Below are 23,371 nucleotides of genomic sequence, written 5' to 3' on the forward strand. Positions count from 1 at the left end.
GACCGGGTTCAGACAACACATTTACGGAAAAAATACATGAGCATTGATAATTTTCCTGTTCAGCTTCAGGCCGCCATTCAGCAGGGTTTTCTGGCCCGAGAATTCGAGAATGGTCTGAAATCCCGTCTGGGTTTCCGTCAGGTTGCTGATCGCGAAGTGTTCCCGAACGCCATCGGTGAGACGCTGACGAAAACACGCAAAAGCCTCAAGGCGCCTGTGACGACGCCGCTTAATCCGACGGGGAATACCAATTTCGATAATGGTCTGAGCCCGTCTGGGTGGGCCGTTGAACAGTACACGCTGTCGATCAACCAGTATGGCGATACGATCGACCTGAACATGGTGACCAGTGGCGTGGGGATTGCGTCGCAGTTTCTGGCTAATGCCAACACCAATGGTGTGCAGGCGATGCAGTCTCTGGATCGTCTGGCGCGCAATACGCTGTTTGGTGGTGCGCAGAATGGCGTGGGCGGCTATCTGGGCGGTAATACGCGCGTGACGGCGACGCTCGGGAGCGCTGGAAATACCATTTCGGTTGATGACATCCGGGGTTTCCAGTCCGTGATCGTTCATGGTCAGGTGATGGCGCTCAGTGCGACCAATGGTATGACGGTGACGGTGGGTAGCGATGTCTACACGCTTGTCAGCGTGGCAGCGGACGAGATGAATGTGTCTACAGCACCGGGCGGTGTTTCCGGGCAGATGACGTTCTCGGCATTCGTTTCTGTTGCGGATGGGACGGAAGGTCAGGCGGTTGTGGCGTCCACGGCGCCAATGGTAATCCGTCCGAATGGTCGTCTGACCACTGCAGCGTTGCAGACGGCGAGTGCGAACGGTCTGGCGGATACGCTGGGCATTCAGCAGGTTTTGGCGGGTGTGGCGACGCTGCGGCGCAACAACGTGCCGATGATTAATGGTGCGTATCACTGTTATCTGGATGATCTGCAGCTTCTGTCGCTCTTCCGTGATCCGGATTTCAAGCATCTGTATCGTGGCGCTTATGGTTCGGAAGAATATCGTTCCGGTCAGGTTATCGAGCTTCTGGGCGTGCGGTTTATTCCGACGACGGAAGCACCGCAGCAGGCGTCGCTTGGGGCGGGGTCCATTCATCGTGCGCTTCTTCTCGGTCAGGGCGCGCTGATCGAAGGTGACTGTGCGCTGACGGGTCATTCCGACATTCCGGATGCCGAGCGGGCGCTGATCGAGATGGTGGACAGCGTGGCGATGGTGACGCGTGAGCCGCTGGATCGACTGCGGCAGATCATTGCGCAGTCCTGGTACTGGATTGGTGGTTTTGCTCTACCGACCGACGTGACGGCGGACATGACGGTCATTCCGACGGCGACGAACAGCTACCTCAAGCGGGGTGTTGTGATCGAGAGCCTTGGTACGGATGCGCTTGGTCTGACGTTCTGACCTATTTCCGGCCCCCGTCTTTGAGACGGGGGCCTTTCTTGCGGGAGGAATGATATGTCCGGAACGGTTGGTTTATCGACGGATATTCTGTCGGAAGGAGAGAAAATGGATATCCGGCGGTTCTGTGGGTATCCCGCGATCGGATCGCGGGAAGGAAACCAGGAATCATGGCGTTTCTTTCAGGTTGAAGGCGCGCTGGAATGGCGGATGAATTATCTGTCTGCGGCAGAGTTGCAGCAGATCCGGCTTTATCTGTCGCAGCTTTATCCGCTCGAAACCGCAATTACGGCGTCGTCGGACAATCTGGATACGGCGCGGGCAGCCAGTTGGTATCACAACGGTCGCGAAGTGCAGGACCGGATGATGCTGTTTACGCTGTGGCGTCGTCGTTTGTGTGCGTTTCTGGGTGTGACGGGTGGACTGGAACTGCAGGACGGCCGGGCGATCGTGGTTTGAGGAGGGCGGTGTGCAGCAGGCAATGATCGCAGCCCGACTTTCCAGAGGATATGCCAAAGCGGCGCAGGTTCTGGGGGCTTCTGGCGAGCAGTATCGTCCTTCGAGCGGTCTGTCGCCGATGAGTGTGCTTTATGCGCAGCCGATGCTGGCTTTCGACGTAGATGCCGGGTTTTCGTTTGAGCGTCCGATCGGATGGGGGATCCCGACGGAATATGTTTTGACGGATCGCCGGGATGATACGCAGGTGGGCGATATTCTTGCTGCGAGTGGTCGGACGTATTTCGTAGCGTCCGTAGAGCCTCTGCGGCCGCCGCTGTGTGTGGTGTGCAGCCGCACGGTCTCGGTCAGTGGTGTTACGGGAGTGGTGCAGACGCTCGTATCGGACTGTCCGGCAGCTATTATCATGCGGGCGAAGGGGGAATCTTCGGGAAGTGGTGTTCCGGGGGCGACACGGCCAGGTCAGTCCGTGATGTATCTTCCGCTTCTGCCGGGAGTTGTGCTGACGCCGTATATGACTGTTACGACCGATCTTGGGACGACTTATACGGTCAATGCGGTGGAAATATCCGGGTTCGGTATCCGGTGTACCATGTCGTTTCAGCAGGTCTGAGGAGGGAGAAGAATGACGGATGCCTCCAAAGTCGGGCTGGCGCTTGCTTATAACTGTGCGCAGGTTCTTTATCCGCAGGGGCTGTCGGGCGTTTCGGTGACGGGGCGGCAGGTCGTGTTGCGTCGGGGATGGCTGTTGCCGAGCGATCTTTTTACGGCCCAGAATATTCGCAACAATATCGATTTCGTGACCGTTACGATGGCGCCGCGGAAAATGCCGGAATGGGCGGAACCACTGGGGCGGCCCTGGCGGGTGCAGCAGAAGGTTGAGCCTACGGTCGGAGTTGTTGTGACGGATGGGGCGGTTGAGATCGTTTTTTCCGGTACTGCGACGCCGGCGGGAGTGGTGGCGGTCTGGCTGGATGATATGCCGCGTGGAGGAGAACCTTCTGCGGTTTATGCAGTGACGGCACAGGATACGCCTGAGACGGTTGCTGCGGCTTTGGCGGTAGCGCTGACTGGCGGTGTGGCAAATGGTGCGGTTGTCAGTGTGCCGGGGCGGGTTCTGAATGGTCGTGCCGGTGGGTACGGCCAGTCGGTGCGGGTGACGCGGCGTCAGGCGCAGCTTTACCGGGTTTCGATCTGGACGGCAGATGCGACGGCGCGGGAAACGCTGGCATCTGTTCTGGATACCGCGCTGGCAGAGCAGAGCTGGATCAGTACTCTGGACGGGCGGGAGGCTCAGCTTCGCTTTCAGAGTGTGGAAGACGTCGACACGATGCAGAACGAGGCGTTGTATCGGCGGGATTATTTCTATGAGCTGGTATTCGACACCCTACAGGTGCAGTGGGCGTCCGAAATGCTGTGCGGGATCGGAAACCTGTTCGCAGGGGAGGGGCTTTCGGCACCGTTCGGAGTTCTGGCTCCTGGGGCGGCGAACCAGACGGTGACGGCGGCTCTGGAGGCCATGCAGGTTGTGGTTGCGGCGCAGGCAGCCGCTTCGGCCTATCCGGGCCTGAGTGTTGACCGTTTTGGAACGGTGGTTGCGCTCGGCGGCTGACGAAGAAGCTGAATCACAAGGCTGAAATTTCATCAGGAAAGCGGGTAACCTTCATGGAGGTGCCCGCTTTCTGCATTTTGGAGAGCGATCCGGGGATGTCTCTGGTCTATCAGGCGGGAACGCTGAACACCACGGCACTGACCGTGCCAAATCTTTATGTGCAGATTGCCCAGCCACAGACGCTGGCCCTCTCGGGTGCGTCGTCTTCGGTGTTGGGGATTGTGGGAACCGCTGGCTGGGGCCCGGTGGGGATGCCGCTGCCGATCGGTGGCATGAGCGACTATGTCGCGGCGTTTGGCGCCAAGCAGAACAAGACGACGGATGCGGGTCTGGCGGTCAATATCGCCGTGATGCAGGGAGCGTCGACGTTCGTGGTTGTTCGGGTGACGGACGGAACGGATGTGGCGGCTTCCGGTGTGCTTGACGGGGTGACAGTTCAGGCTGTCTGCACTGGAAGTGCGGGTAATGGCATTGTTGCCGCAGTCACGGCTACAGGGTCCGGCTATGCGCTTGCGGTGGCGCATGCCGAACTGGGTTCAAGGACTTATGCCGGTGCGGATTGGTCCGGGATTGCTGTTGCTGTGGCGCAGGATCTGAGTGCGCTCGTGAAGGTTGTGTTGCCGGAAACGGTTCCGGCTGTGGCGGCTGCAAGTGTGACGCTTTCAGGCGGTACGGATGGTGGCGTTCCGACCACGGCGCAGTTCTTGGGGCAGGATAGCACGGTTCGGACGGGCATGTATGCGCTGCGTGGGCAGGGATGTGCCGTCGGACTACTGCATGGTGTGTCGGACAGTACGTCCTATACGGCGCAGGCGGCTCTTGGGACGTCCGAGGGAGTCTATATGATCGCCGTGGGCCCTGCTGCGGATACGGTGACGAATGCGATTGCGGTCAAGGCATCGAGTGGTCTGGATGCGGCGTCGGTCAAGCTTATGTTCGGGGACTGGCTGTGGTGGGATGATGACAGCAACGGTGTGATTCTCGTGAGTCCGCAGGCATTTGCGGGTGGCAGACTGGCCGCGCTTTCACCGGAACAGTCCAGTCTGAACAAGGCGCTGTCGGGGGTTGTGGGAAGCCAGAAGGCTGGTCTGACGGGAAGCAGTGCGACATATTCCACGGCGGAACTGTCCGTGCTGTTTACGGCTGGAATTGATGTGATCTGTAATCCGGCGCCGGGCGGAAGTTACTGGGCGGTACGGTGTGGACATAATTCGTCCAGCAAGAGCACCATGAACGGTGACAATTACACGCGTCTGACAAACTATATTGCGTCTTCGCTTGCAGGCGGCATGGGCGGTTATGTCGGTGAAGTCATTAACGATACGCTGTTCAGCGATATTCGCTCGACGCTTCTGGGTTTTCTGTCATCTCTGCTGTCTCAGGGTATTCTGGGCGTTCAGAATGGTGAATTACCCTACAGTGTGGTCTGTGATTCGAGCAATAATCCGCAATCCCGCACGGCGCTCGGGTATGTGCAGGCGGATGTGGCTGTTCGATATCAGGGCATCAACGAGAAATTCATTGTCAATCTGCAAGGTGGCGCGTCTGTCACTGTATCGTCTGCGTCGGGGAGTGTCGGCTAAATGGCAAATCCATACAGCATTGGCCGGGATTGCCGGATTACGGTTCTGTGGAATGGTCAGCGGGTGGATCTGAGGGATGTGACGTCTTTCAGTGCCGCTCAGGAAACGCATGCTTTGCGTGCTAATCCGCTGAATGGTGTTCCGCTGGAATTCAATGTTCCGAATGGCTGGCGGGGAGCGTTTCAGATCGCCCGCGCCAATGCGGCGCTGGATAATCTGGTGGCGGCTGTGGAAGCAGCCTACTGGAATGCGGGGACGGTCGGAAGCGGGACGATCTACCAGTACGTTACGGAGCCGGATGGTTCGACGAGCACATGGGAGTTCAGCAATGTGTCCATGCAGTTGAAAAGTGATCCCTGGCAGGCGGATCATATGATCCATCAGACGGTTCAGTTCTTTGCTTCTACGAGGACGAAGATTTCGTGAGTAATTTTCCGCAGGAAATTGTTCTGTCAGATAAGCGCCGTCTGACGTTGCGCGAGATTGATCCGGCGGACATGCTGGATCTGATCGAAGCGGCGGGAAGTGCGATCAATGGGGCTTCGGCGTCTGCGTGGTTGGGCTATGCGGAAATGATCTGTTCCGTGACGGCGATTGATGGTGTGCCGGTTCAGATGCCGCAGAGCAAGGACGAGATCCGTGATCTCGCTCGTCGTGTGGGAAAGTCCGGGATTGCTGCGCTGACGCCACTGTTTGAACGTGATGCGGATGAGGATATCCGGGACGTCGCAAAAAACTGAGTCGGCACTCCGGGTTTCAGGAGATGCTTTATCTGCTGGATCACGGGGTGCCGTGGGATGTTTTGCGGGGGTGGTCAGGGGCGCGGCGTCTGGCTGCGTGTGTCATTACCGGTGAACGGGAAGGACACTGTTTTGACTGGGAAATGATGCGGTATCAGGGAGAGATATGATGCAGGAGGACATCTGGCGGAATATTCTCTTGGTCAGGACATTTTTCGGTCAGTCTGCCAGTGGGATGCTGCGAAGGGGGGCGCTGGTTTCGGCTGTGCCCCGTTTGCGGAAATCGGGATGGGCGACGACGCTTCGTGCCCGAAGACCTCCGGGGTTTGCGGTCAGGATGGCGCATTCCGGAAGTCGGGAAACGTCCAGTACTCGGAGCGTGCCCGGCGCAGGGAAGCCGACGGGGTCGCGGTATGGGGCGCTCTTTTCAAAGCGGAGAGAGCCTCAGGTTTCAATGCCGCGCTCTTTTTCTGTCCGATCTGTTGTTGCTCTTGTCGGGAATAAAGGGCGGATTAAGAGAGTATCTGCCCTTCCGGTTTCTTCGCGGCAGAGGTCTCAATTGCGTGTTGAAGAAGATCAGTACGTTTTTAAAAAGAAACGAATTGATCTTGATTTCGGACGAGGCCTGTCATCGGAAAGACGGGCGGGCATGCTCAAAAAAATATCCCATTCGAAGCCTGTGAGGCGTGTGGGGAGTGATGTGCATTCTGAGATTCGTGGGGTGGCGAGGGCGTCTGGAAAGTCGCTGTTTGTGCCGCCTCCTCGGTCTTTGCCTGTGACCGAGGAAGCGTATGGAACGACCGGGCGGGAACAGAATTCGCAGCATGTTTTTTCAGGGGCTCGACCATATCACGATACTGAAATTGTGAATGATCGTCTGGAGCATGAGGTGAGGAGCGGGGATTTTCTACTGGGTCATCGTGATGCCCGTTTGGCGGCGCGTCGTTCTGGCGGAGGTGTGGATGAGATCATGCAGCCTCAGTATCCCGGTCGCAGTATCGGATTTTTCTGACAGAGGAGATGTTCCCTGATGGGTATTGGCCTTTCTGACATAGAAAATGCCATTGGCGCTGTGGGGCGTTTGGGGGCGTCGTCGCCTGTCATACTGGGAAGTCTGGTTCTGACGGGAATTGAGGTTCCGGACACGCTGCAGGTTGGCGGTCGTCAGATGCTGGTTGTGCATCGTTTGCCAGGTGGTGGGCGGGTTGTGGACGCGCTGGGCAACGATCCGGGGCGGCTGGAATTGCGTGGGCGTTTTCTCGGTCCTGACGCGCAGATGCGCGCGCAGGCAGTCGAGCGTATGCGCATGGCGGGACAGCAGGTTGCGTTCTCGGCGGCGGGTCTTTCCGTACAGGTATGGATTGCGCAGTTTACTTACGTCTATCAGGCGAAGGGCGCGGTCTGTTCCTATAAACTGGTGCTTGAGAGGCCTCAGGAAACGACGTCCGTTCAGAGCCTGTCGACTCTGTCCGGTTTGCTGGGAGATGACGTCGGGAGTGCTCTCGATAGTTTTTCCGGGACCGTTTCGGGTATCTCCGAAGGTGTCTTTACGGCAGCGGGGCAGGTCTCTTCGGTTGTCGGGCAGGTGATGCCGCTGGCCAGTCTGGTTGGTGCAGGCGGTTTTGCTTCGAAAGTCACGGACGCACTGGGGACGATTAATGGCGTGGCGCAGAGTGGGATGAATCTCGCGACCGTTCCTTCTGCACTGGCGTCTGTTGCTGGAGGGCTGCAAAATGCGGGAAGTGGTTTGCAATCTATTATTGCCGGGACGGGACAGAATGTTGAGGCCATCCAGCCGGTCAACAGTGTTTCGCTAAAGACTCTGGGTCAGAATGCAGCGCTTCTGAGTGCGGCGGCGGATGCGGGGGGACTGGTCAATCGGTCTGCGGCGAATATTGCGGTGGCACAGGGGCAGGAGACGGCGTTGCCGTCAGTTTTCGCATGAGGGAATGATGCAGGATATTATTGTCAGTGCTGCGGATATTTCCCTGTTTCATGTGGCGGCGCGTGAACTTGGAGATGCATCCCAATGGTGGAGAATTGCGCAGGTTAACGGGATGATTGACCCGGATCTGGGCAGGATTTCTGAGACGGTTGTTCTGAAGGTTCCGTCGGTTGAACCTGATCTGGTGTCCGGCCGGCCTGATGGAGCATTGGAATGAATGTCAGAAACCTGGAGGTTCAGGTGCTTTTTGACGGGCGGGTCGATCCTGTTCTGGCGCTTGTGCAGTTTGAAATCGATGCCAGCCGTTATGAGGCATGCGATGTTGCTACTCTTCGTCTAGCTGTTAGAAAGCAGGGGACAGAAAAGCCGTGGTTCGAGGCGGAGCAGCCTGCGCGAAAATGGGTGACGCTTCAGATGCGGGATACCCAAAATATTGCGGCAGCCTGGACGACGCTGTTTCAGGGGCGTCTTGATCATATCGACTATGTGGCTGAGCATTCCATTCTGGAGATGGAATGTCGCGATGCGTTGGCTGCGTTAATGGATCTGCGTGTTCAGGATGCGTGGCTCAACCATACCCAGCAGGAACTGCTGGAAATCATGGCGCAGGCGGCGGGACTTGAGGCGCAGATTACGTTGCCTTCGGATCAGGCTACGTTGATGGCGGGTCAGTTTTGGCAGATTGAGCATAAACGGGGTGCTCTTATGGGGCAGCACCGTTTTCAGACGGCGGCGGATCTGGCGTTTACGATCGCAAGGGATGCGTTCTGCGATCTTTATGCCGAGGGAACCTCTCTTGTCTGTCAGCCGCTGTGGTCTGCTTCGGACAAAAGTGCGCAGGTGACGGATATGCGTCACGCGGTCCTTGAGACTGGAATTGCGCGCGATTTGCAGTTGCTGGCGGGTGTGGTTGTTCATATGGCATCGTGGGATTCCCGACAAAGAAGTACGACACACATCTATTACGATGGTGTTTCTTTTTCTCAGAACGTACCTTCGGAAAATTCCACCATCCATACATTCCGTGTTCCGGGGCGTCGACTGGAAGACCTCCAAAGGCTGGCGCGGGGTAAACATGCTCGCATTGCGGCTCATGCGTTGTCTGTCCGAATTAAAATCCCGGGAATTATCGGAGTTTCGCCACGGAATTTTATGACCGTGACGGTAGGACGGGGCGAAAAAACTCTAGGGATCGATCAAGTTATCTCACGCTTTTCCGTAGAGCAGGGATTTGTGCAGCATGTCGTTCTAAGAGATCGGGGAGGTGAGGCATGAATGATGCTCGTTTTGATGCGGCCGCTTTGCAAGGTCGAACGGCGCATACGATGTTTGGAATCGTCTCTGCCGTTGACCCGGTCAATCATGCCGTCAAAGTCCGCATTCAGCCTGAAAACATAGAAACAGGCTGGATTCCGGATTCGTGCGGTGTGCATGCAGGGGATTTGCGGATTGCACGTCCATCTTCTCCGGGAACCCACGTTGTGTTGCAACCGATTGAGGGAGACGGGGAGCATCTGGTCGTGACGGGAAGTGTGTACGACACGGTGGTTATGGCGCCTCTATCTCCTTTGACCGGCAAGGTGGCACAGCCTGGAGAACTTCTCGTCAAAGGCGGTTGTGGTCTTCCGCCGTTGTCTGCTTCCGGAAATGTTGGTGCATCGTCTTCCAGTGCGGGCTGGTTACATATTGGTCTGGATGGTGTTGCGGTGGGTGCGGGTAATGCGTCTTTTGTTATCAAAGACGGGACGATAACTCTTTCTGTTAACGGAACGGAAATAACGCTGACATCTGCCGGACTGACACTTTCCGGGGGGGATATTCGCACTGATCAGCATTCTCTGAATGAGCATATTCATCTGGCAGGAAGCCAGAAAACGGGAGGGCCGCTTGGATGATCGCTCTTTCGCATGTTTTCGGAAATGATCTGGTTCTGTCCGCCGGAGGGCTTCAGACAGTTTCGGGATCGGAGCTTACGAGGCAGGGATTGCTGAGGCGTCTGCTGACGGTTGCGGGGAATTATGTCTGGCAGCTCGATTATGGAGTGGGGCTTCCGCTCATGGTGGGGCAGGTCATTGCTCCGGAAGCCATGGAATCCGTCATCCGGGCGCAGGTCCAGGAAGATGCCAATGTGGACTCTTCACAGGCCGTGAGCGTGACCGTGAAGGATGAGGGGCTTGGCATCTGCAGATGTGATGTTTCCTATATCGACGCCGGGTCCGGCCAGCAGCAGAGCCTGTCTTTTTCCTACTGAAATTACGAGAGCGGCACGGTATTAAACCGCTCCAAGAGGATGCGATGTCTCTCTCCTTACGTTCCTTTTCCACGATTGTTTCTACAGCGGTGACAACGGCTCAGGCATCCTGTTCCCAGTTGCTGGACGTTTCCATCGGTTCTCCCGTTCGGGCTTTGATGGAGAGTGTAGGCGGTGTTGGTTTGTGGTTGCAGTATCTGGTGTTGCAGTCACTGTTAAGGACCCGATTGTCGACGTCTACTGGGTCGGACTGCGACAGTTTTGTCTATGACTTTGGCATGAGCCGACTGCCTGGTACGGCAGCGACGGGTGTTGTGACGTTTACCTCCTTCATGGCTAGCGAGCAGTCAGCGGTTGTTCCTCCCGGAGTGATCGTGCGGACAGTTGGAGGGATTTCCTTTGCGGTGACGCAGGACCGGACTTTGCCGACATGGTCTGCATCTGCGGGAGGTTATGTGCGTGCGGCCGGTGTTTCGACGCTATCGGTCCCTGTGTCGTGTCAGGTGATCGGATCGGTCGGAAATGTTTCTGTTGGTGCACTCTGCCTAATGGGAACGGCGGTTGCGGGCCTGGATACGGTGACGAACGGTGCACCTTTTCTGAATGGTTCCGATCAAGAAACGGACAGCCAGTTAAGATCACGCTTTCCGCTCTGGCTGGCGGCGAAAGCCTCCGCCAATCGGGCTGCGATCAGTAATGCCATTGTCAATGTCCAGACGAATCTGAGTTATTCACTGCGGGATGGTCTTGATACGGTAGGAAATGCGCGGAGCGGTTATTTTACGGCTGTGGTGAACGATGGAAGCGGCGTTCCTTCAGACCAGCTTTTATCGACTGTCTATGATGCCGTTGATTCTGTGCGGGCTCTTGGGATCGGCTTTGCTGTGCAGGCGCCACAGGATTTGACGGTGAATGTGTCCATGGATGTCGTGGTGCCTTCGTCTGTTCCGGCTCAGCAGGCCGCGAGCACCATTCAATCGGTTGTGTCCAAGGATATTGCTTCAATGACGGTGGGTGATGGTTATCCTTACAGCCGCCTGTCGTATCTGGCTTATGCCGGTGCGGGTGTTACCGTGACGTCTGTTCTGAATGTTCGATTGAATGGCGGGCAGGCTGATATTCCCGCAAATGGCAATCAGGCTCTCATGGTTGGAAGTATTCAGATCAATGTCACTCAGGGTTGAGGGGGTGAATTCTGAACTATTGGGGCGGATGAGGAATTTTCATGGCTGTATTTAACACATATCCCAAACTTGACTCCCTGACAGGGGAAGAAGTTGTTGTTCTCGCGGATTCCAGCGGCACACGAACCGTTACTGCGACGGTCTCGCAGATTATTGAGGCGCCTGTCAGTGTTACGGCAAGCGGTCAGTTTTATTCGGACAAAGGCGCACAGGTAAAGCGGTTTGCGGATCGGCTTCTGGTGGGTGTTGCAGCCGACAATCCCACTCTGAGCGACAGGGCCAGTTCGTCGCAGGATGACTGGCTTTCAGAAACCATGGGGGCAACGTCGATTGGTCCCTGGGCGCTGCAGGATGCCCAGTGTGCGTCCCTTGCCCAGTTTGGTAACAGTGCGTTTGTTGCAGGGTCGCGCACATCTGATGCTGTGACTGGTAAAGCGTTGCTGGGCTTTCAGCCGAGTTCCATCGGGGTGGCGTCATGGGGGGTTTCCGATGACACGTCCAGTCCGACAACCACGACCGCTTATGCTTATTATGGCGAAGCATGGCGTCTTGCTGGAGTGAATTATCAGCCGACTTTCGGAATGGAACTTGAGGCTGTTAATTTTGGTGGCCTCGCGGTGGGACAGTCGACGCCTTATGCGCCGAATGTTGGCGGTGGTGTGTACGGTATCCAGCTTGGTGCGGGTGGTGGTCAGACATCGGGGACTTCCGATGCCGCAGCGGGTATGGTGTTCGTTTCCAATCCGAATTCATGGCAGGTGGGTATTGTTTTCGGTGCCCAGTCTCTGACCGGAACGGATGGCAAGGATTCCGGATACGCATCGGCTGTTTCTCTTGCGCGCAACCAGGCTTTGGAGTGGCATACGCCGGAAACCGTTTCCGGTGTGGCCGGGTCCAATGTCGGCGCTTTTGTCCGCTCTACCGTGACGAAACGTACCAACGGTATGCGTCAGGAATTTACGGATAACGGAATCCTGTTTGGCAATATCGAAGGTGAGACGCTGTTCTCGGTTGCTAGTATGCCCAGCCCGACCAATGCGCTTCAGGTTCAGGCTGGCGCTGCAACACAGGCGGCGGGCCTGTATGTGCAGGAAGGCACGGGTGGATCCGGCAATCTGGGTCTTTTCCCAGCGAGCGGCGGAGAGTTGCAGATTACGTCTCCAGTGACGGGAACGGGTGGGACGATGCCGACTGTTGCCAATGGGGGTTTTCTGCATATCAACATCAATGGTGCTGATTATCGTATTCCGCTGATGGCTCCAGACCAGGTCGGGGGGGGATGGGATGGCGGTTCTCTACGATGAAGACAAGGACATCATCCGTGCTTCTGATGGGAGCGTTTTACTGGATACGGGGCCAGCTCCGGGGTCGGTAGAGGATTTTGCCGGGCGGTTCCGGCGTCTTTTGCCGACTGGGTGGTTTCCGCCGGAACCTCAGGGTCTGGAAGTAGAATCCGCACCCGTACTGGCGGCGATTTTGCGCGGTTTTGGTACTGTTCTGGCCGAAATCTGGCAGTTGATGCAGCAATGTTCCCTGCAGATGCGTTTTGCGACGATGAGCGGCGCTTTTCTGGATATGGCTGCCGAAGATTATTTCGGTGACGGTGGACTGGTCCGTCAGGCATCCGAGCCGGATGTCGTGTATCGCAAACGCATCCGTGCTGCGCTATTCGCCGAACGCAACACACGTCAGGCCGTAACGAATGCGCTTGTGGCGGCGACGGGTGTGCAGCCGGTTATTATCGAAACCCTGAACGCGTCCGACTGTCATGCTCTTGCCTGTGCGTCGCTTCCTGCCATGGGCGGGGGATACGGTTATGGTGCGCAGGCCCTGCGCTACGGCAGCCTTCAGGGCGGTCAGTTTTTTGTAGAAACGAAGTTGGGAAAAGCCGCAGATCTGGCAACAGTCTGCCGTGTCGTCGATCAGACGGCAGCCATGGGCGTTACCGGCTGGATCAAGGTGAAAAATTAATGGATCGGGCTATCGTTTATGCGGGATCAATCCCGCTTGATACGGATCTTCTGCGCGCAGGGCGGTATACCAAGGCGGCGTTTGGTAATCTGGCGTCCATGCTTTACGGACCGAATGTCATGGCGGCGTCGGGGCTGGGGTGTTCGGCGTCTTATAACAGCCTGAACCTGACGATTGAAGCAGGTTCGATTGTCGCGCCCGGTGTCATGGATGTTTCGACTATTGGTGGAAACGGTGGTGGCCTTGGAGCGGATACGACCGCTCTCACATGCCAGTATATCAGCACGGCACCGCAGACCATTACTCTGCCCGGCACAGGCAATACTTACACGATTTATGCTCGCTGCTCCGAGCAGGATGCTGATCCGACGGTGCTTCCGTTCTTCAATGCCAGCAATCCGTCCCAGACACAGGCTGGCATTCAAAACGGTGGCGGCGCGCTGCCTGTGCGCCGGACTGGCGTTATTTCCCTTGTCGCTGCGACCAACCCTCCCGTTCCTCCGGCGGGTGGGTGTGTGGTGGCGCTTTACACGATCACGGTGCCGCAGGGTGCATCTACTCTGGCGGGTGTAACGGCTCAGCCGGGGCAGGTATTCTGGCCAACCATTCCTGAATTGGCCACGCAGGCGCTTCTAAAGGCGTCCACCGAACCCATGACTCTCGTGACCGGGAATGGTTCGGTTTCCATTCCGGCCTGGGCGTCGAGGGTGGAGTTGCGGGTTATTGGTGCTGGTGGTGGTGGTGCTGCTTCGCAGGCGACAACCACCGTCAGTTCGTTTTCTGGTGCCGGCGGTGGCGGTGGCGGGGATGCTTGGGGCATTTATGCCGTCAGTCCGACGCAGGGTGCTGGACTGGCGATTACGGTTGGAAATGGCGGCGCGTCTGAGCAGACGGGTGGTACGTCTCTTGTCAGCTATCTCGGCCAGACACTCCTACAGGCCGAAGGCGGACAGGGCGGAACGTTCTATTCCACGACGGGATCTGCGGGTGGAGTTGGCGGGAACGCATCGGGCGGCACCGTTTGGAACCAGAGCGGAACGTCCGGTGGTGACGGGCAGTGTAACGCCTACACATTCTCAGGTTATGGAGGCGATGGCCCTTGGGGTGGTGCAGGGCGTTGCGGCAATCAGGGCGGCCGGAATGCCACCCGTTATGGTGCGGGCGGCGGCGGCTCCTATTCAGCGGCGACCGACGGCGTATCGTCCAGTGGGGGTGCAGGGTATCAGGGGTGTGTTCTCTACCGTTTCCTGCCGTGACGGGTTCAGTTCAGCGCAGGGGTGTCATCCGGCATATCAGACGGTGGCATGCTTTTGCTGAACTGTTTCACATCCTCCGCCGAAACAGCGGAGGCGTTGTTTCCCCATGAGTGGCGGATGAACGTCACGACATCGGCAATCTGCTGATCGGTCAGCTTGTGGTTGAACGCAGGCATCGTGAAGGAAGAGGGCGCGGCGGTCATGGAAGGAAGTGTCGCGCCAGCCTGAACAATATGAACGAGCGACACCGGGTCGGTCTGCATCACGACGGGATTGCCCGCCAGTGGCGGAAAGACGGCAGGATATCCCTTACCGTCCGTACGATGGCATGCGGCGCAGCGATCAATATAGAGGCGTGCACCCCGCGATGAGAGATCTGCTTTGTGAAGCTGGTCCGTAATGGTGGAGTCGTATGTCCAGGGTGTCTGGGACTGGTCGGCCGCCTGAAGACTTTTGAGGTAATGCGCAATGGACCGCAGGTCCTCATCCGTCAGTTTCTGTGTGCCATGCAGAACGGCAGACGTCATGGAGCCGAAGACACTGCCGGTTTCAGCGCGGCCTGTTTTGAGAAACGCCAGGATGTCCTCTTCGCGCCAGCGACCCAGTCCGGTCCGGTTCTCCTGACGAAGGGATGGCGGCGTCCAACCGTCCACCACGGCTCCCCCAGACAAATAGAGACTACCGCCATCAGCCGTCAGGGCTTTTTCCTGCATGGTGATGGCGCGTGGAGAATGACAGGCCCCACAATGGGCTGGTCCTTCCACGAGATAAGCCCCTCGCGCCAGCCGGGGATCAGTAAATTCTCTGGCGGTGCGGGTGATGGCCTTATGGGGCGTGGGCGCAAAAATCCAGCGCCAGAACGTGAGTGGCCAGCGCATGGATAGCGGCCACTTAATCTCGTTGTCCGGCGTCGGAACAGAAGCCGCTGGAACACCTTTCCTGAAATAGACAAACAATGCGTGAATATCGCTGTCTGTCATCCGGGCATATGAGGGAAATGGCATGGCGGGATAAAGGGTTGAGCCATCCCGGCGAATGCCTTCCCGCACTGCGCGGCTGAACTGTGCTTCCGTATAATGTCCGATGCCGTGTTCGGGATCGGGTGTGATATTGGTGGAGTAGATTTTCCCCATAGGGAGAGAAAATGATACTCCTCCGGAATATTCAGGTTTTCCATGAACGGAGTGGCAGGCCGCGCAGTCAGAGGCGGCTGCCAGGTAACGTCCTTTTTCCAGAGTGGCTGTGTCAGCATCTTGCGTGATCGCAGATCCCGTCAGCCCTGCTCCGAGAATGATGGCGACAAAGAGAGGTCCCTTCATGCTTTCACCAGCGGGCCAGGAGATTTGAGATATGTCGTCCGAATGTGGTGTGCAGACCAATATGCGAGCGCAGCTACCATTCCCGTCGGGTTGTATCCCATACCCTGCGGAAACGCATTCGATCCGATGACGAAGACGTTGGACACATCCCAGCTCTGAAGGTAGCGGTTGATCGCGCTGGTCTGAGGATTATCCCCCATGATGGCGCCCCCGCCCAGATGTGTGGTCTGATAGGTGCGCGTGTCGAATGGCTGACCCGCATTGAGATGGACCAGATTCATTTTTGTCGCCCCCATGGCGCGGGCGATGGGTTCGATCTTGCTCACGACATACTGGTTCATGCGGATGTCGTTGTCCTTCCATGTGAAGGTCATGCGGAGCAGCGGCTGTCCGTAAGCGTCCTTCCACGTTGGGTCGAGATCCAGATAGACATCCCGATACGCCATGTTGCTGCCATGAGCGTCGATACCGAGCGAATGCTTGTAAGTATTGACGAGGGAGTCCTTATAGGCGGAGCCCCAGCGTGGCGTGCCTCCCCCTCCGGCGCCGAGTGCGGCCGCAATGGGCTTTACGCCCGCCTGATTGACCCAGACAGGCGATCCCCCCACAAAACCGAGCGGCCCGTGATCGAAATTCATGCTGTTGAAATCATCAATGGCAACTCCGGCGCCACCGGCCCCTACAAACTGGTTGGTATAGGTCGAGGGCGGCAGCCAGACGCGTGAAGACGTGATCGTCTGATAGACGAAATTGCGTCCGACCGTTCCGGTATTGCTGACAGGGTCGTAGGGTTTTCCGATGCCCGAGACCAGCATCAGATGAACATTATTAAACTGGAAAGCTCCCAGAATGATCAGATCTGCCGAGAGCGAGTTTTCTTTTCGGGTTTTCGTGTCCAGATAGGTGACGCCGGTTGCTTTTGTTTTCGTGCTGTCGAGATCGACGCGTAGAACATGAGCGTTCGGGATAAGGGAAAATCTCGAATCCTGTCGCAGGACGGGCAGAATATTCACGTTGGGCGAGGCTTTTGAATACAGGTAGCAGTCATACCCGCTGCAATAACCACAGAAATTGCATGGCCCCATCTGGCAACCGTAAATATTGGTATATTGCCGCGACGCATTGGCCGCAGGAAGCGCATAGGGATGATACCCGGCATTTTCCGCAGCATCTCGGAAAACTGATGCCGAGAAAGTATCTTTCATCGCGGGAAGTGGAAAGTTATCGGAACGATCCGGAGAAAAAACATTCCCGTTTCCGACAATTTTCCCCTGAACCCTGTAAGCTTCTCCTGATGTTCCGAAAACCTTTTCAGCTTTGTCGAAAAAAGGCTCAAGCTCTTCATAGCTGATGCCATAATCCTGAAGGTTCATGCCTTCAGGAATGAATTTCTCGCCATACCGTTCGATCACGGCGCTTCGGAGCCTCAGGTCTTCGGGTGCAACGCGGAAATGGACACCAGACCAGTGAAGGCCCGCGCCGCCAACGCCTTCGCCGGGCAAAAACGCCGCGAGCTGTCGGTACGGCAGGGCCGTCTGGTCGATGGTATTGCGGATCGTCACGGTCGACTGGGACAGATTCTGGAAAAGCCGTTTGCGGATGGCTCCGCGCAATTCATCAATGGATTCCGGGTAAGCCCCTTCGACAGGCGTCGTTCTTTCTGATCCCCGCTCAAGCATGACGACCGATAGACCGGCTTCAGTCAGTTCCTTGGCCATGATCGAGCCAGCCCAGCCTGCCCCCACAATGATCGCATCAACATGTTTGACCATCAGGCAGTCTCCCCGGAAATGGAGACCGGACCGATGGGGTAGGACGCTCCTTCCTGATTGACCCAGTCCATGAAGTCTGCCCGTGCGCCGGGAAAGCCCAGCATGATCCAGCCCCCAAGGCCGCGATTGCCGCCGTAAAGCGGATCAGCAAAAGCCCCTTCAAGTGTGTTGGTCCAAAGCTGTTCGAAAAAGACGCGTCCCGGAATGTCGCCGAGCTGTACAGACCCACCCTCCAAGGCTGTCAGGATTTCATCCTGCTGCAAAGCGGACAGAGCCGCAAATCCCTTCCCGTATTGTTGGCGGGCATAGCGTTCCACGCCTGCGATCCCTTTGCGATACAGATCTTTGGGAACGAAAGGCAGCTGGTAACCCAGATTGGCTGGCCCCTGTTCGAACGGGCCGGACATGTACCAATTCTCGCCCCGTGCGTATGGGGTCTGCATCTGCCGGTCCAGAAATTCCGCGACACCGAGCGTCTTTGCGCCCGGGCCGTTATGGTCGGCGGGAAACAGACGTTCGCAGGCGGCTTCGAGGAACTGATATTCCGCAATGTCGAAAAAAACCGGTCGATAGGGTTGGGCCGCTTCATCCGCCAGAGCCTCGCTCCAGCGGGCATTTCCCGACGCCAACCAAAAAGACGTAGTTCCCAGAAGTCCTTTCACGACACTGCGGCGGCGTGGAGCGTTCAGTGTCGGTTCCATGGGGGGCACAGCTTTCTCCGGGGATAGAACCAAGGGGCACAGAAGAATCTGGAAATGGGCGATTTACAAAACCCATTTCCTAATGAAAACGGACGAAGCCCGCCAGCCGGTCGTTCATCACAACATGACGAGAGGTGTGAACCTGCTGGGAAATTTTAGTGGGTTCCGGAACTGGCCGTTGAAGGAAGTTGCAAGGTTCCGGGCTGGGGCGAGCGTTGAACGGTGGCGGGAGTGGTTGCCGTGTCGGTTTCCGCGCCTGTCGGGAAAATGGCGTCCGGAGCGCTGGAGGCCGCAACAGGCGTGGCGGTTTTCGCGGGAACAGGAGAAGCCGTGTCCGGTGTGGTCAACGCGGGCGTTGTGGGTGCAGCCACCGGCTGTGCGCCCGGAACGCCCAGTGCCTGCTGCTGTACGCCTCCATTGACGATCGGCGTTCCCGCAGCATCCGTCATCCAGGACAGGAGCTTTTTGCGGATCTGGAATTCCAGTTCCACATTCATGTCCTGCATCATCTGGTTGGTGAGGGTGTAGAGTTCCCTGCGGGATGTCGGATCGCGGTCTCCGGCGTCCAGCTTGCGCGTGATTCGTGCATGCACGAATCCGGTATGCTGGTTGCCGGCATCAGCAACATTCAACTGCACGTCCATGGCGCCCGTCACCGCATTGTCGCCTGCGCGGTTCAGATAAGCCTGCTTGATGATGAAGTCCGCCTTGCCCGAGGTTCCGCTTGCGACCAGACGTTGACCGGCCATGTTCTTAAGTGCCTGATCCGGCGCGATCGGCGCCTTGGCCGACAGCGAATCCGGTGCAGCGGGCGCTTCGTCCTGAACGTCGATCGAGGCTACGTTCAGATGGATCGGGGAAAGGTAGCTGTAATCAATCGGAGGAAATGCTTCGTCCGCAGTCCCGCCCGAGCACGCTGTCATGCCCAGAGACAGCATCAGAGCCCCCAGACCGGTCCAGTAGCGTATGCGCATATTCTGTCTCCTGAAGACGTTACCGACGACTGAAAAGGGACTTGATCCGGCTTTTCAGTCTCTGTCCAGATGCTGGAGGATGAGAAGTCGGGAGCGATTGCTCTGCCGGGATGAAAGAGGAAACCGATGTGGCGGAAGATGATTGTGAGGCTTCGTCCGGAATATTCGGGCGAAAACCAGAAGCCTGTCCGACACCGAAATCTTCTGCTCTGAAAGGGCGGGCGGCCCGGATCAGCGAGTCATGTTCGGGATGACGGGCATACCAGCCCAAAATCAGCCCCGGAATCATCGCGGCTGCGGGATCATCACTGACCAGTAGCGGAGCGTCAGGATAGTAAAAAGAAGGACGCAGAGCCGGAAGGGTTTCGTTCCAGATCAGATAAAAGACCGTATCGGCGTCCTGAAAGCGGCTTACGCCGAATGAGCCCATCTGAAAGGTGATCTGGGCCAGAAGCGGGAGCGCCGTGAAGGGGGATGAGACGATCAGCGGACCGTGACCCCGCTGGGCCGCCAGCAGGGCTGCGATCCGGTTCTCACCGATCTGTCGCCCGTTCGGGCAGGGGAGCGCCTCACCGCTATCGGCATGACCCGACGGCAGAAGAAGCGTATGCGGCGCAAAGCCTCCGAGCCAGGAGCCTGACAGTTCGTTGACCGCAATTTCAGGCAGTGCGTCGCAGGACGGCCCAACCTGCGGAGAGAGCGGAGCTCCCAGTACCCCGGTCGCCAGCGGCCAGAATACTCCGTCCATTGCCACCAGAAGACGCTGCCGGACGGATTCATTGAGCGTTAGAACATGGCTCGCGCGGTAGTCGTCCCCTTCAAGCCACCAGCAGGCCTGTTTGCCGGTCGCGTCCTCCTTAAAAACCACAACGCTAAAATCATCCGCTACAACATCCCGACTGCTCGGACTCCAGCCGGGATAAAGCTGCTCGACCGGAAAGCCATCGAGCTTCACGCCATCAAGCAGGGGGAGCGTCATGCAGTCCGTTCTCCAAGTTCACCGCGTGCAAAGCGGAAACCGACATTGCAGAATTCACAGTTCATCGTGATGGCGCCGTTTTCAACCATGTGATCAAGATCGTCCTCCGGGAATGTCTCCAGAACGGACGCCAGCCTTGCCCGGTTGCATCGGCAGCCATAAGCCAGCGCGCGTGGTGTCCCGACACGGACGTCCAGCGTGCCGAAAAGCCGCTGGATCAGGCGTTCGTTGGACAGGTCCGGGTCAAGGACTTCCTGCTCCGTCACTGTGGCAGCCAGCGTACAGGCGGTTTCCCAGGCGTCTTCATCCTGTTCGGAAGCCTCGATCCCGCCTTCTGCCGCGATCCGTTCCAGAACAAGCGCTCCGGCCTTCCATCCATCCGCCGATTTTGCACAAAACAGCCGGATCCAGCAGTCATGCTGCTCGCTGGTCTGGAAATAGTTCACGGCCATGTCTGCCAGCGTCGTGCCGGTCAGATCCACGATGCCCTGATGCCGGTCCATATCCGGCCCCTGATCGATGGTGAATGCCATATAGCCGTCCCCCAGAAGGCCCTTGGCCGTCTCAGGAAGGGCGTCGCGGTCCGTATCATCCCGTAGACGTGCGAAGAACCGCAGATCTCCGCTGTCCGTCGCGTCTGCTACGAGCATGGAAACCGGGCCATCGCCCTTGATCTGGAGGGAAAAAGCCCCCTTGAACTTCAGGGCTGACACCATGGCCGCCACGAGCGCCAGTGCCTCCCCCCCAAGCTGCGAGACCGCATCGGGATTATCATGCCGCGACAGGATGGCATCTGCCAGAGGCCCAAGCCGCACCAGACGCCCCCGCACCGGGGAGCGTTCCAGATAAAAGGGCGTGACGCCGCCTGAGACGACCATGTTCGGAACGTTAGGCCGGTTCATGTCCAGGAAGGGTGGCGTATCCATCAGTCGTTTTCTTTCCCAAGGGCCCAGAGCAGCAGGCCCTTCTGCGTGTGCAGGCGGTTTTCCGCCTCATCAAAGACAACAGACGCCGGGCCTTCAAAGACCTCCGACGTCACTTCTTCTCCGATATGGGCAGGCAGGCAGTGCAGGAACAGGGCATCAGGCGTGGCTTTTGCCATTAGCGCCGTATCGACCTGATAGGGCTGGAACACTTTGAGGCGTGTTTCACGATCCTTGTCGCCCATGCTGACCCAGGTATCGGTCAGGACGGCATCGGCTCCGGCTACGGCTTCCGCAGGGTCGTGGAAAACCTCGATCGTCGCACCATGAGCCTGTGCCCATGCTACGGCTTCCGGGTTGGGCGCAAACTGTTCCGGCGTTGCGAGGCGGACATTGAAGCCCAGCAGGGCCGCGCCTTCCATCAGGGACGTCGCGACATTGTTGCCGTCGCCGATCCAGGCCAGCGTTTTGCCGCGGATCGGGCCGCGGTGTTCCTCAAACGTCAGAACATCCGCCAGAATCTGGATCGGATGAGAAACAGGTGTCAGGCCGTTGATGACCGGCACCGAACTCCACTTCGCCAGTTCGCGCAGATTGGCGTCATTCCCGGTCCGCAGAACGATCACGTCCAGAAAACGCGACAGGACGCGGGCGGTGTCGGCCACCGTCTCGCCGCGGCCAAGCTGCATATCGCCCGGCGAAAGCACCGAAACGGACCCGCCAAGCTGCCCCATCCCGACCTCGAACGACACGCGGGTGCGGGTTGAAGGCTGGGCGAGGATCAGGCCGAGAGTACGACCTTCCAGAGGACGGTCCGGATGCAGGGGCTGACGGCGCCCGTTCTGCATGGCTTTGACCTTCGCGGAAAGGTCGATGATCTGACGAATGGTTTCGGGGCTGAAATCGCGCAGATCCAGAAAGTGCCGGGGGGCTGTTGTCGCGCTCACGATGCTTTCTCCTGCATGGCAGAGGCTTTCAGGGACAGGGCGGCCTTCACCAGTCGCTCGCAGGCTTCACGACACTCGGCTTCCGACACGACCAGCGGCGGAACGAGACGCAGCACATTGTCTCCCGCGCCTACGGTCAGAAGGCCCTGATCCAGAACGGCCTGCATGACATCAGCGACAGGCGGCACGCAGTGCAGTCCGCGCATCAGTCCAAGCCCGCGGACATTGTCGAAAACGCCTTCCGAACGGCTGACAACGTCTTCCAGCATTTTGCCGAACGCATCCCCAACCGTGCGGACATGCTCCAGAAAACCGGGGCTCAGGATTTCTTCAAGAACGGTCACACCGGCCGCGCAGGCCAGTGGATTGCCGCCAAAGGTCGTCCCGTGGGAGCCCGGTGTCAGATGTCGTGCCAGTTCTTCCGTCGCAAGCACGGCACCAAGAGGGAAGCCGCCGCCAATGCCCTTGGCCACGGAAATTACGTCCGGACGGATGCCATACCATTCATGCGCGAACAGCTTGCCTGTGCGTCCAACGCCGGTCTGGACTTCATCAAAGCCCAGATACAGTCCGTATTCGTCACAGACGGCGCGCAGTCCTTCCATGAACTCGCGGGTCGCAGGCTTGATGCCGCTCTCGCCCTGAATGGGCTCGACGATGATGCCCGCCGTGTGCGGCGTAATGGCCTCACGCAGCGTGTTGGTGTTGTTGAACGGCGCATGGTCGAACCCCTCCACCACAGGGCCAAAGCCCTTCTGATAGGCGGGGTTGCCCGTCGCCGAGATCATGGCGAGCGTCCGGCCATGGAAGGCCCCATCGAAGCACAGAATGCTGGTCCGCTCCGGGTGCCCGTTTTCGAACTGGGCGCGGCGGATCATCTTGACCATGCCCTCATTGGCTTCGGCGCCCGAATTACAGAACAGCACGGAGTCCGCGAACGTGTTCCGCACCAGCAGTTCCGCCAGCGCCTCCGCCTGCGGAATCCGGTACAGGTTCGAGACATGCATGACCTTCGCGGCCTGTTCCGCAATGGTCTTCACCAGTTTCGGATGGGCATGTCCCAGCGAGGTCACGGCAATCCCGGCCCCGAAATCCAGATATCGTCGCCCGTTCGTCGCCGTCAGCCAGACGCCTTCGCCCTGCTCGAAAGCGAGGTCGGCACGTTTGTAGTTCGGCATCAGCGCGGGGATCATGATGGATCTCTGAATATCTGGTTTAAAACGAAATGGTTCATGCGGAATCGCAAAACCCTGCCCCGGTTGCCCGGAGCAGGGCTTCAAATTCCGCCAGTGCATAGTGAAGGGCAGAACGGGGTTCCGTCAAACCCCGGCTTGCCGGAATGTGG

The 23,371-nt window shown here is 57.9% G+C and carries 25 protein-coding genes; 17 read left to right on the forward strand and 8 right to left on the reverse strand.

The window, feature by feature from the left end; all coding sequences use genetic code 11:
- Positions 1-36: 36 nt before the first annotated feature.
- The 17 genes from ABDK74_RS09770 to ABDK74_RS09850 all read left to right on the forward strand — a co-directional run bounded on the left by ABDK74_RS09770 (position 37) and on the right by ABDK74_RS09850 (position 14,411).
- Positions 37-1,416, forward strand: a complete 1,380-nt coding sequence (locus tag ABDK74_RS09770; RefSeq protein WP_346003647.1) for a DUF4043 domain-containing protein — start codon at positions 37-39, stop codon at positions 1,414-1,416.
- 54 nt (positions 1,417-1,470) lie between these two features.
- Positions 1,471-1,872 carry a hypothetical protein gene (locus tag ABDK74_RS09775; RefSeq protein ID WP_194262753.1) on the forward strand — a complete coding sequence of 134 codons (402 nt, stop codon included), beginning with the start codon at positions 1,471-1,473 and terminating at the stop codon, positions 1,870-1,872.
- A 10-nt stretch (positions 1,873-1,882) separates the two neighbouring features.
- Positions 1,883-2,482, forward strand: a complete 600-nt coding sequence (locus ABDK74_RS09780; RefSeq protein WP_211587975.1) for a hypothetical protein — start codon at positions 1,883-1,885, stop codon at positions 2,480-2,482.
- Positions 2,483-2,494: 12 nt separating this feature from the next.
- Entirely contained in the window at positions 2,495-3,481 is a 987-nt protein-coding gene (locus ABDK74_RS09785) for a hypothetical protein (protein WP_346003648.1), read from the forward strand.
- A gap of 95 nt (positions 3,482-3,576) precedes the next feature.
- Complete coding sequence (locus ABDK74_RS09790; protein WP_346004201.1) at positions 3,577-5,064, forward strand: phage tail protein; 1,488 nt, start codon at positions 3,577-3,579, stop codon at positions 5,062-5,064.
- Complete coding sequence (locus ABDK74_RS09795) at positions 5,065-5,490, forward strand: hypothetical protein (protein WP_062108428.1); 426 nt, start codon at positions 5,065-5,067, stop codon at positions 5,488-5,490. It begins immediately after the preceding gene.
- Positions 5,487-5,804: a hypothetical protein gene (locus ABDK74_RS09800; RefSeq protein WP_194268676.1), complete on the forward strand. Its 318-nt coding sequence runs from the start codon at positions 5,487-5,489 to the stop codon at positions 5,802-5,804. Before ABDK74_RS09795 ends, ABDK74_RS09800 begins: the two co-directional genes overlap by 4 nt.
- 454 nt (positions 5,805-6,258) lie before the next feature.
- Positions 6,259-6,816: a hypothetical protein gene (locus tag ABDK74_RS09805; protein WP_346003649.1), complete on the forward strand. Its 558-nt coding sequence runs from the start codon at positions 6,259-6,261 to the stop codon at positions 6,814-6,816.
- A gap of 18 nt (positions 6,817-6,834) precedes the next feature.
- Entirely contained in the window at positions 6,835-7,749 is a 915-nt protein-coding gene (locus tag ABDK74_RS09810; protein ID WP_346003650.1) for a hypothetical protein, read from the forward strand.
- Between the two features lie 4 nt (positions 7,750-7,753).
- Positions 7,754-7,966 carry a hypothetical protein gene (locus tag ABDK74_RS09815; RefSeq protein WP_346003651.1) on the forward strand — a complete coding sequence of 71 codons (213 nt, stop codon included), beginning with the start codon at positions 7,754-7,756 and terminating at the stop codon, positions 7,964-7,966.
- The gene (locus ABDK74_RS09820) at positions 7,963-9,024 is read left to right on the forward strand and encodes a hypothetical protein (RefSeq protein ID WP_346003652.1); all 1,062 of its coding nucleotides are present in this window, start codon (positions 7,963-7,965) and stop codon (positions 9,022-9,024) included. Before ABDK74_RS09815 ends, ABDK74_RS09820 begins: the two co-directional genes overlap by 4 nt.
- Positions 9,021-9,644 carry a baseplate assembly protein gene (locus ABDK74_RS09825; RefSeq protein ID WP_346003653.1) on the forward strand — a complete coding sequence of 208 codons (624 nt, stop codon included), beginning with the start codon at positions 9,021-9,023 and terminating at the stop codon, positions 9,642-9,644. The genes ABDK74_RS09820 and ABDK74_RS09825 overlap by 4 nt, the downstream gene beginning before the upstream one ends.
- Positions 9,641-10,000, forward strand: a complete 360-nt coding sequence (locus ABDK74_RS09830) for a phage tail protein (protein WP_346003654.1) — start codon at positions 9,641-9,643, stop codon at positions 9,998-10,000. Before ABDK74_RS09825 ends, ABDK74_RS09830 begins: the two co-directional genes overlap by 4 nt.
- 158 nt (positions 10,001-10,158) lie before the next feature.
- Positions 10,159-11,184 (forward strand): baseplate J/gp47 family protein, encoded by a 1,026-nt coding sequence (locus ABDK74_RS09835; protein WP_346004202.1) that lies wholly within the window; start codon positions 10,159-10,161, stop codon positions 11,182-11,184.
- 41 nt (positions 11,185-11,225) lie between these two features.
- Positions 11,226-12,488, forward strand: coding sequence for a hypothetical protein (locus ABDK74_RS09840; RefSeq protein WP_346003655.1), 1,263 nt, complete (start codon positions 11,226-11,228; stop codon positions 12,486-12,488).
- Positions 12,469-13,155, forward strand: coding sequence for a hypothetical protein (locus tag ABDK74_RS09845; protein ID WP_346003656.1), 687 nt, complete (start codon positions 12,469-12,471; stop codon positions 13,153-13,155). The genes ABDK74_RS09840 and ABDK74_RS09845 overlap by 20 nt, the downstream gene beginning before the upstream one ends.
- Positions 13,155-14,411, forward strand: a complete 1,257-nt coding sequence (locus tag ABDK74_RS09850; protein WP_346003657.1) for a hypothetical protein — start codon at positions 13,155-13,157, stop codon at positions 14,409-14,411. Before ABDK74_RS09845 ends, ABDK74_RS09850 begins: the two co-directional genes overlap by 1 nt.
- Positions 14,412-14,416: 5 nt before the next feature.
- Here the strand turns inward: ABDK74_RS09850 and ABDK74_RS09855 are convergent, their stop codons facing one another.
- From ABDK74_RS09855 to ABDK74_RS09890, 8 genes are all read right to left on the reverse strand, one after another.
- Positions 14,417-15,730, reverse strand: a complete 1,314-nt coding sequence (locus ABDK74_RS09855; RefSeq protein ID WP_346003658.1) for a cytochrome c — start codon at positions 15,728-15,730, stop codon at positions 14,417-14,419.
- Positions 15,727-17,502, reverse strand: a complete 1,776-nt coding sequence (locus ABDK74_RS09860) for a GMC family oxidoreductase (RefSeq protein ID WP_408874478.1) — start codon at positions 17,500-17,502, stop codon at positions 15,727-15,729. The genes ABDK74_RS09855 and ABDK74_RS09860 overlap by 4 nt, the downstream gene beginning before the upstream one ends.
- Positions 17,502-18,212 carry a gluconate 2-dehydrogenase subunit 3 family protein gene (locus tag ABDK74_RS09865; protein WP_346003659.1) on the reverse strand — a complete coding sequence of 237 codons (711 nt, stop codon included), beginning with the start codon at positions 18,210-18,212 and terminating at the stop codon, positions 17,502-17,504. The genes ABDK74_RS09860 and ABDK74_RS09865 overlap by 1 nt, the downstream gene beginning before the upstream one ends.
- 146 nt (positions 18,213-18,358) lie before the next feature.
- Entirely contained in the window at positions 18,359-19,177 is an 819-nt protein-coding gene (locus ABDK74_RS09870; protein WP_346003660.1) for a hypothetical protein, read from the reverse strand.
- Positions 19,178-19,196: 19 nt separating this feature from the next.
- Positions 19,197-20,156 carry a hypothetical protein gene (locus ABDK74_RS09875; RefSeq protein WP_346003661.1) on the reverse strand — a complete coding sequence of 320 codons (960 nt, stop codon included), beginning with the start codon at positions 20,154-20,156 and terminating at the stop codon, positions 19,197-19,199.
- On the reverse strand, positions 20,153-21,082 hold the full coding sequence (locus tag ABDK74_RS09880; protein ID WP_346003662.1) for an Hsp33 family molecular chaperone HslO: 930 nt from the start codon (positions 21,080-21,082) through the stop codon (positions 20,153-20,155). The genes ABDK74_RS09875 and ABDK74_RS09880 overlap by 4 nt, the downstream gene beginning before the upstream one ends.
- Complete coding sequence (argF, locus tag ABDK74_RS09885) at positions 21,082-22,026, reverse strand: ornithine carbamoyltransferase (protein WP_346003663.1); 945 nt, start codon at positions 22,024-22,026, stop codon at positions 21,082-21,084. Before argF ends, ABDK74_RS09880 begins: the two co-directional genes overlap by 1 nt.
- On the reverse strand, positions 22,023-23,219 hold the full coding sequence (locus ABDK74_RS09890) for an aspartate aminotransferase family protein (protein WP_346003664.1): 1,197 nt from the start codon (positions 23,217-23,219) through the stop codon (positions 22,023-22,025). The genes argF and ABDK74_RS09890 overlap by 4 nt, the downstream gene beginning before the upstream one ends.
- Positions 23,220-23,371 lie beyond the last annotated feature (152 nt).

This window comes from Gluconobacter sp. OJB, from assembly GCF_039638275.1.
Classification (GTDB): Bacteria; Pseudomonadota; Alphaproteobacteria; order Acetobacterales; family Acetobacteraceae; genus Gluconobacter; species Gluconobacter cerevisiae.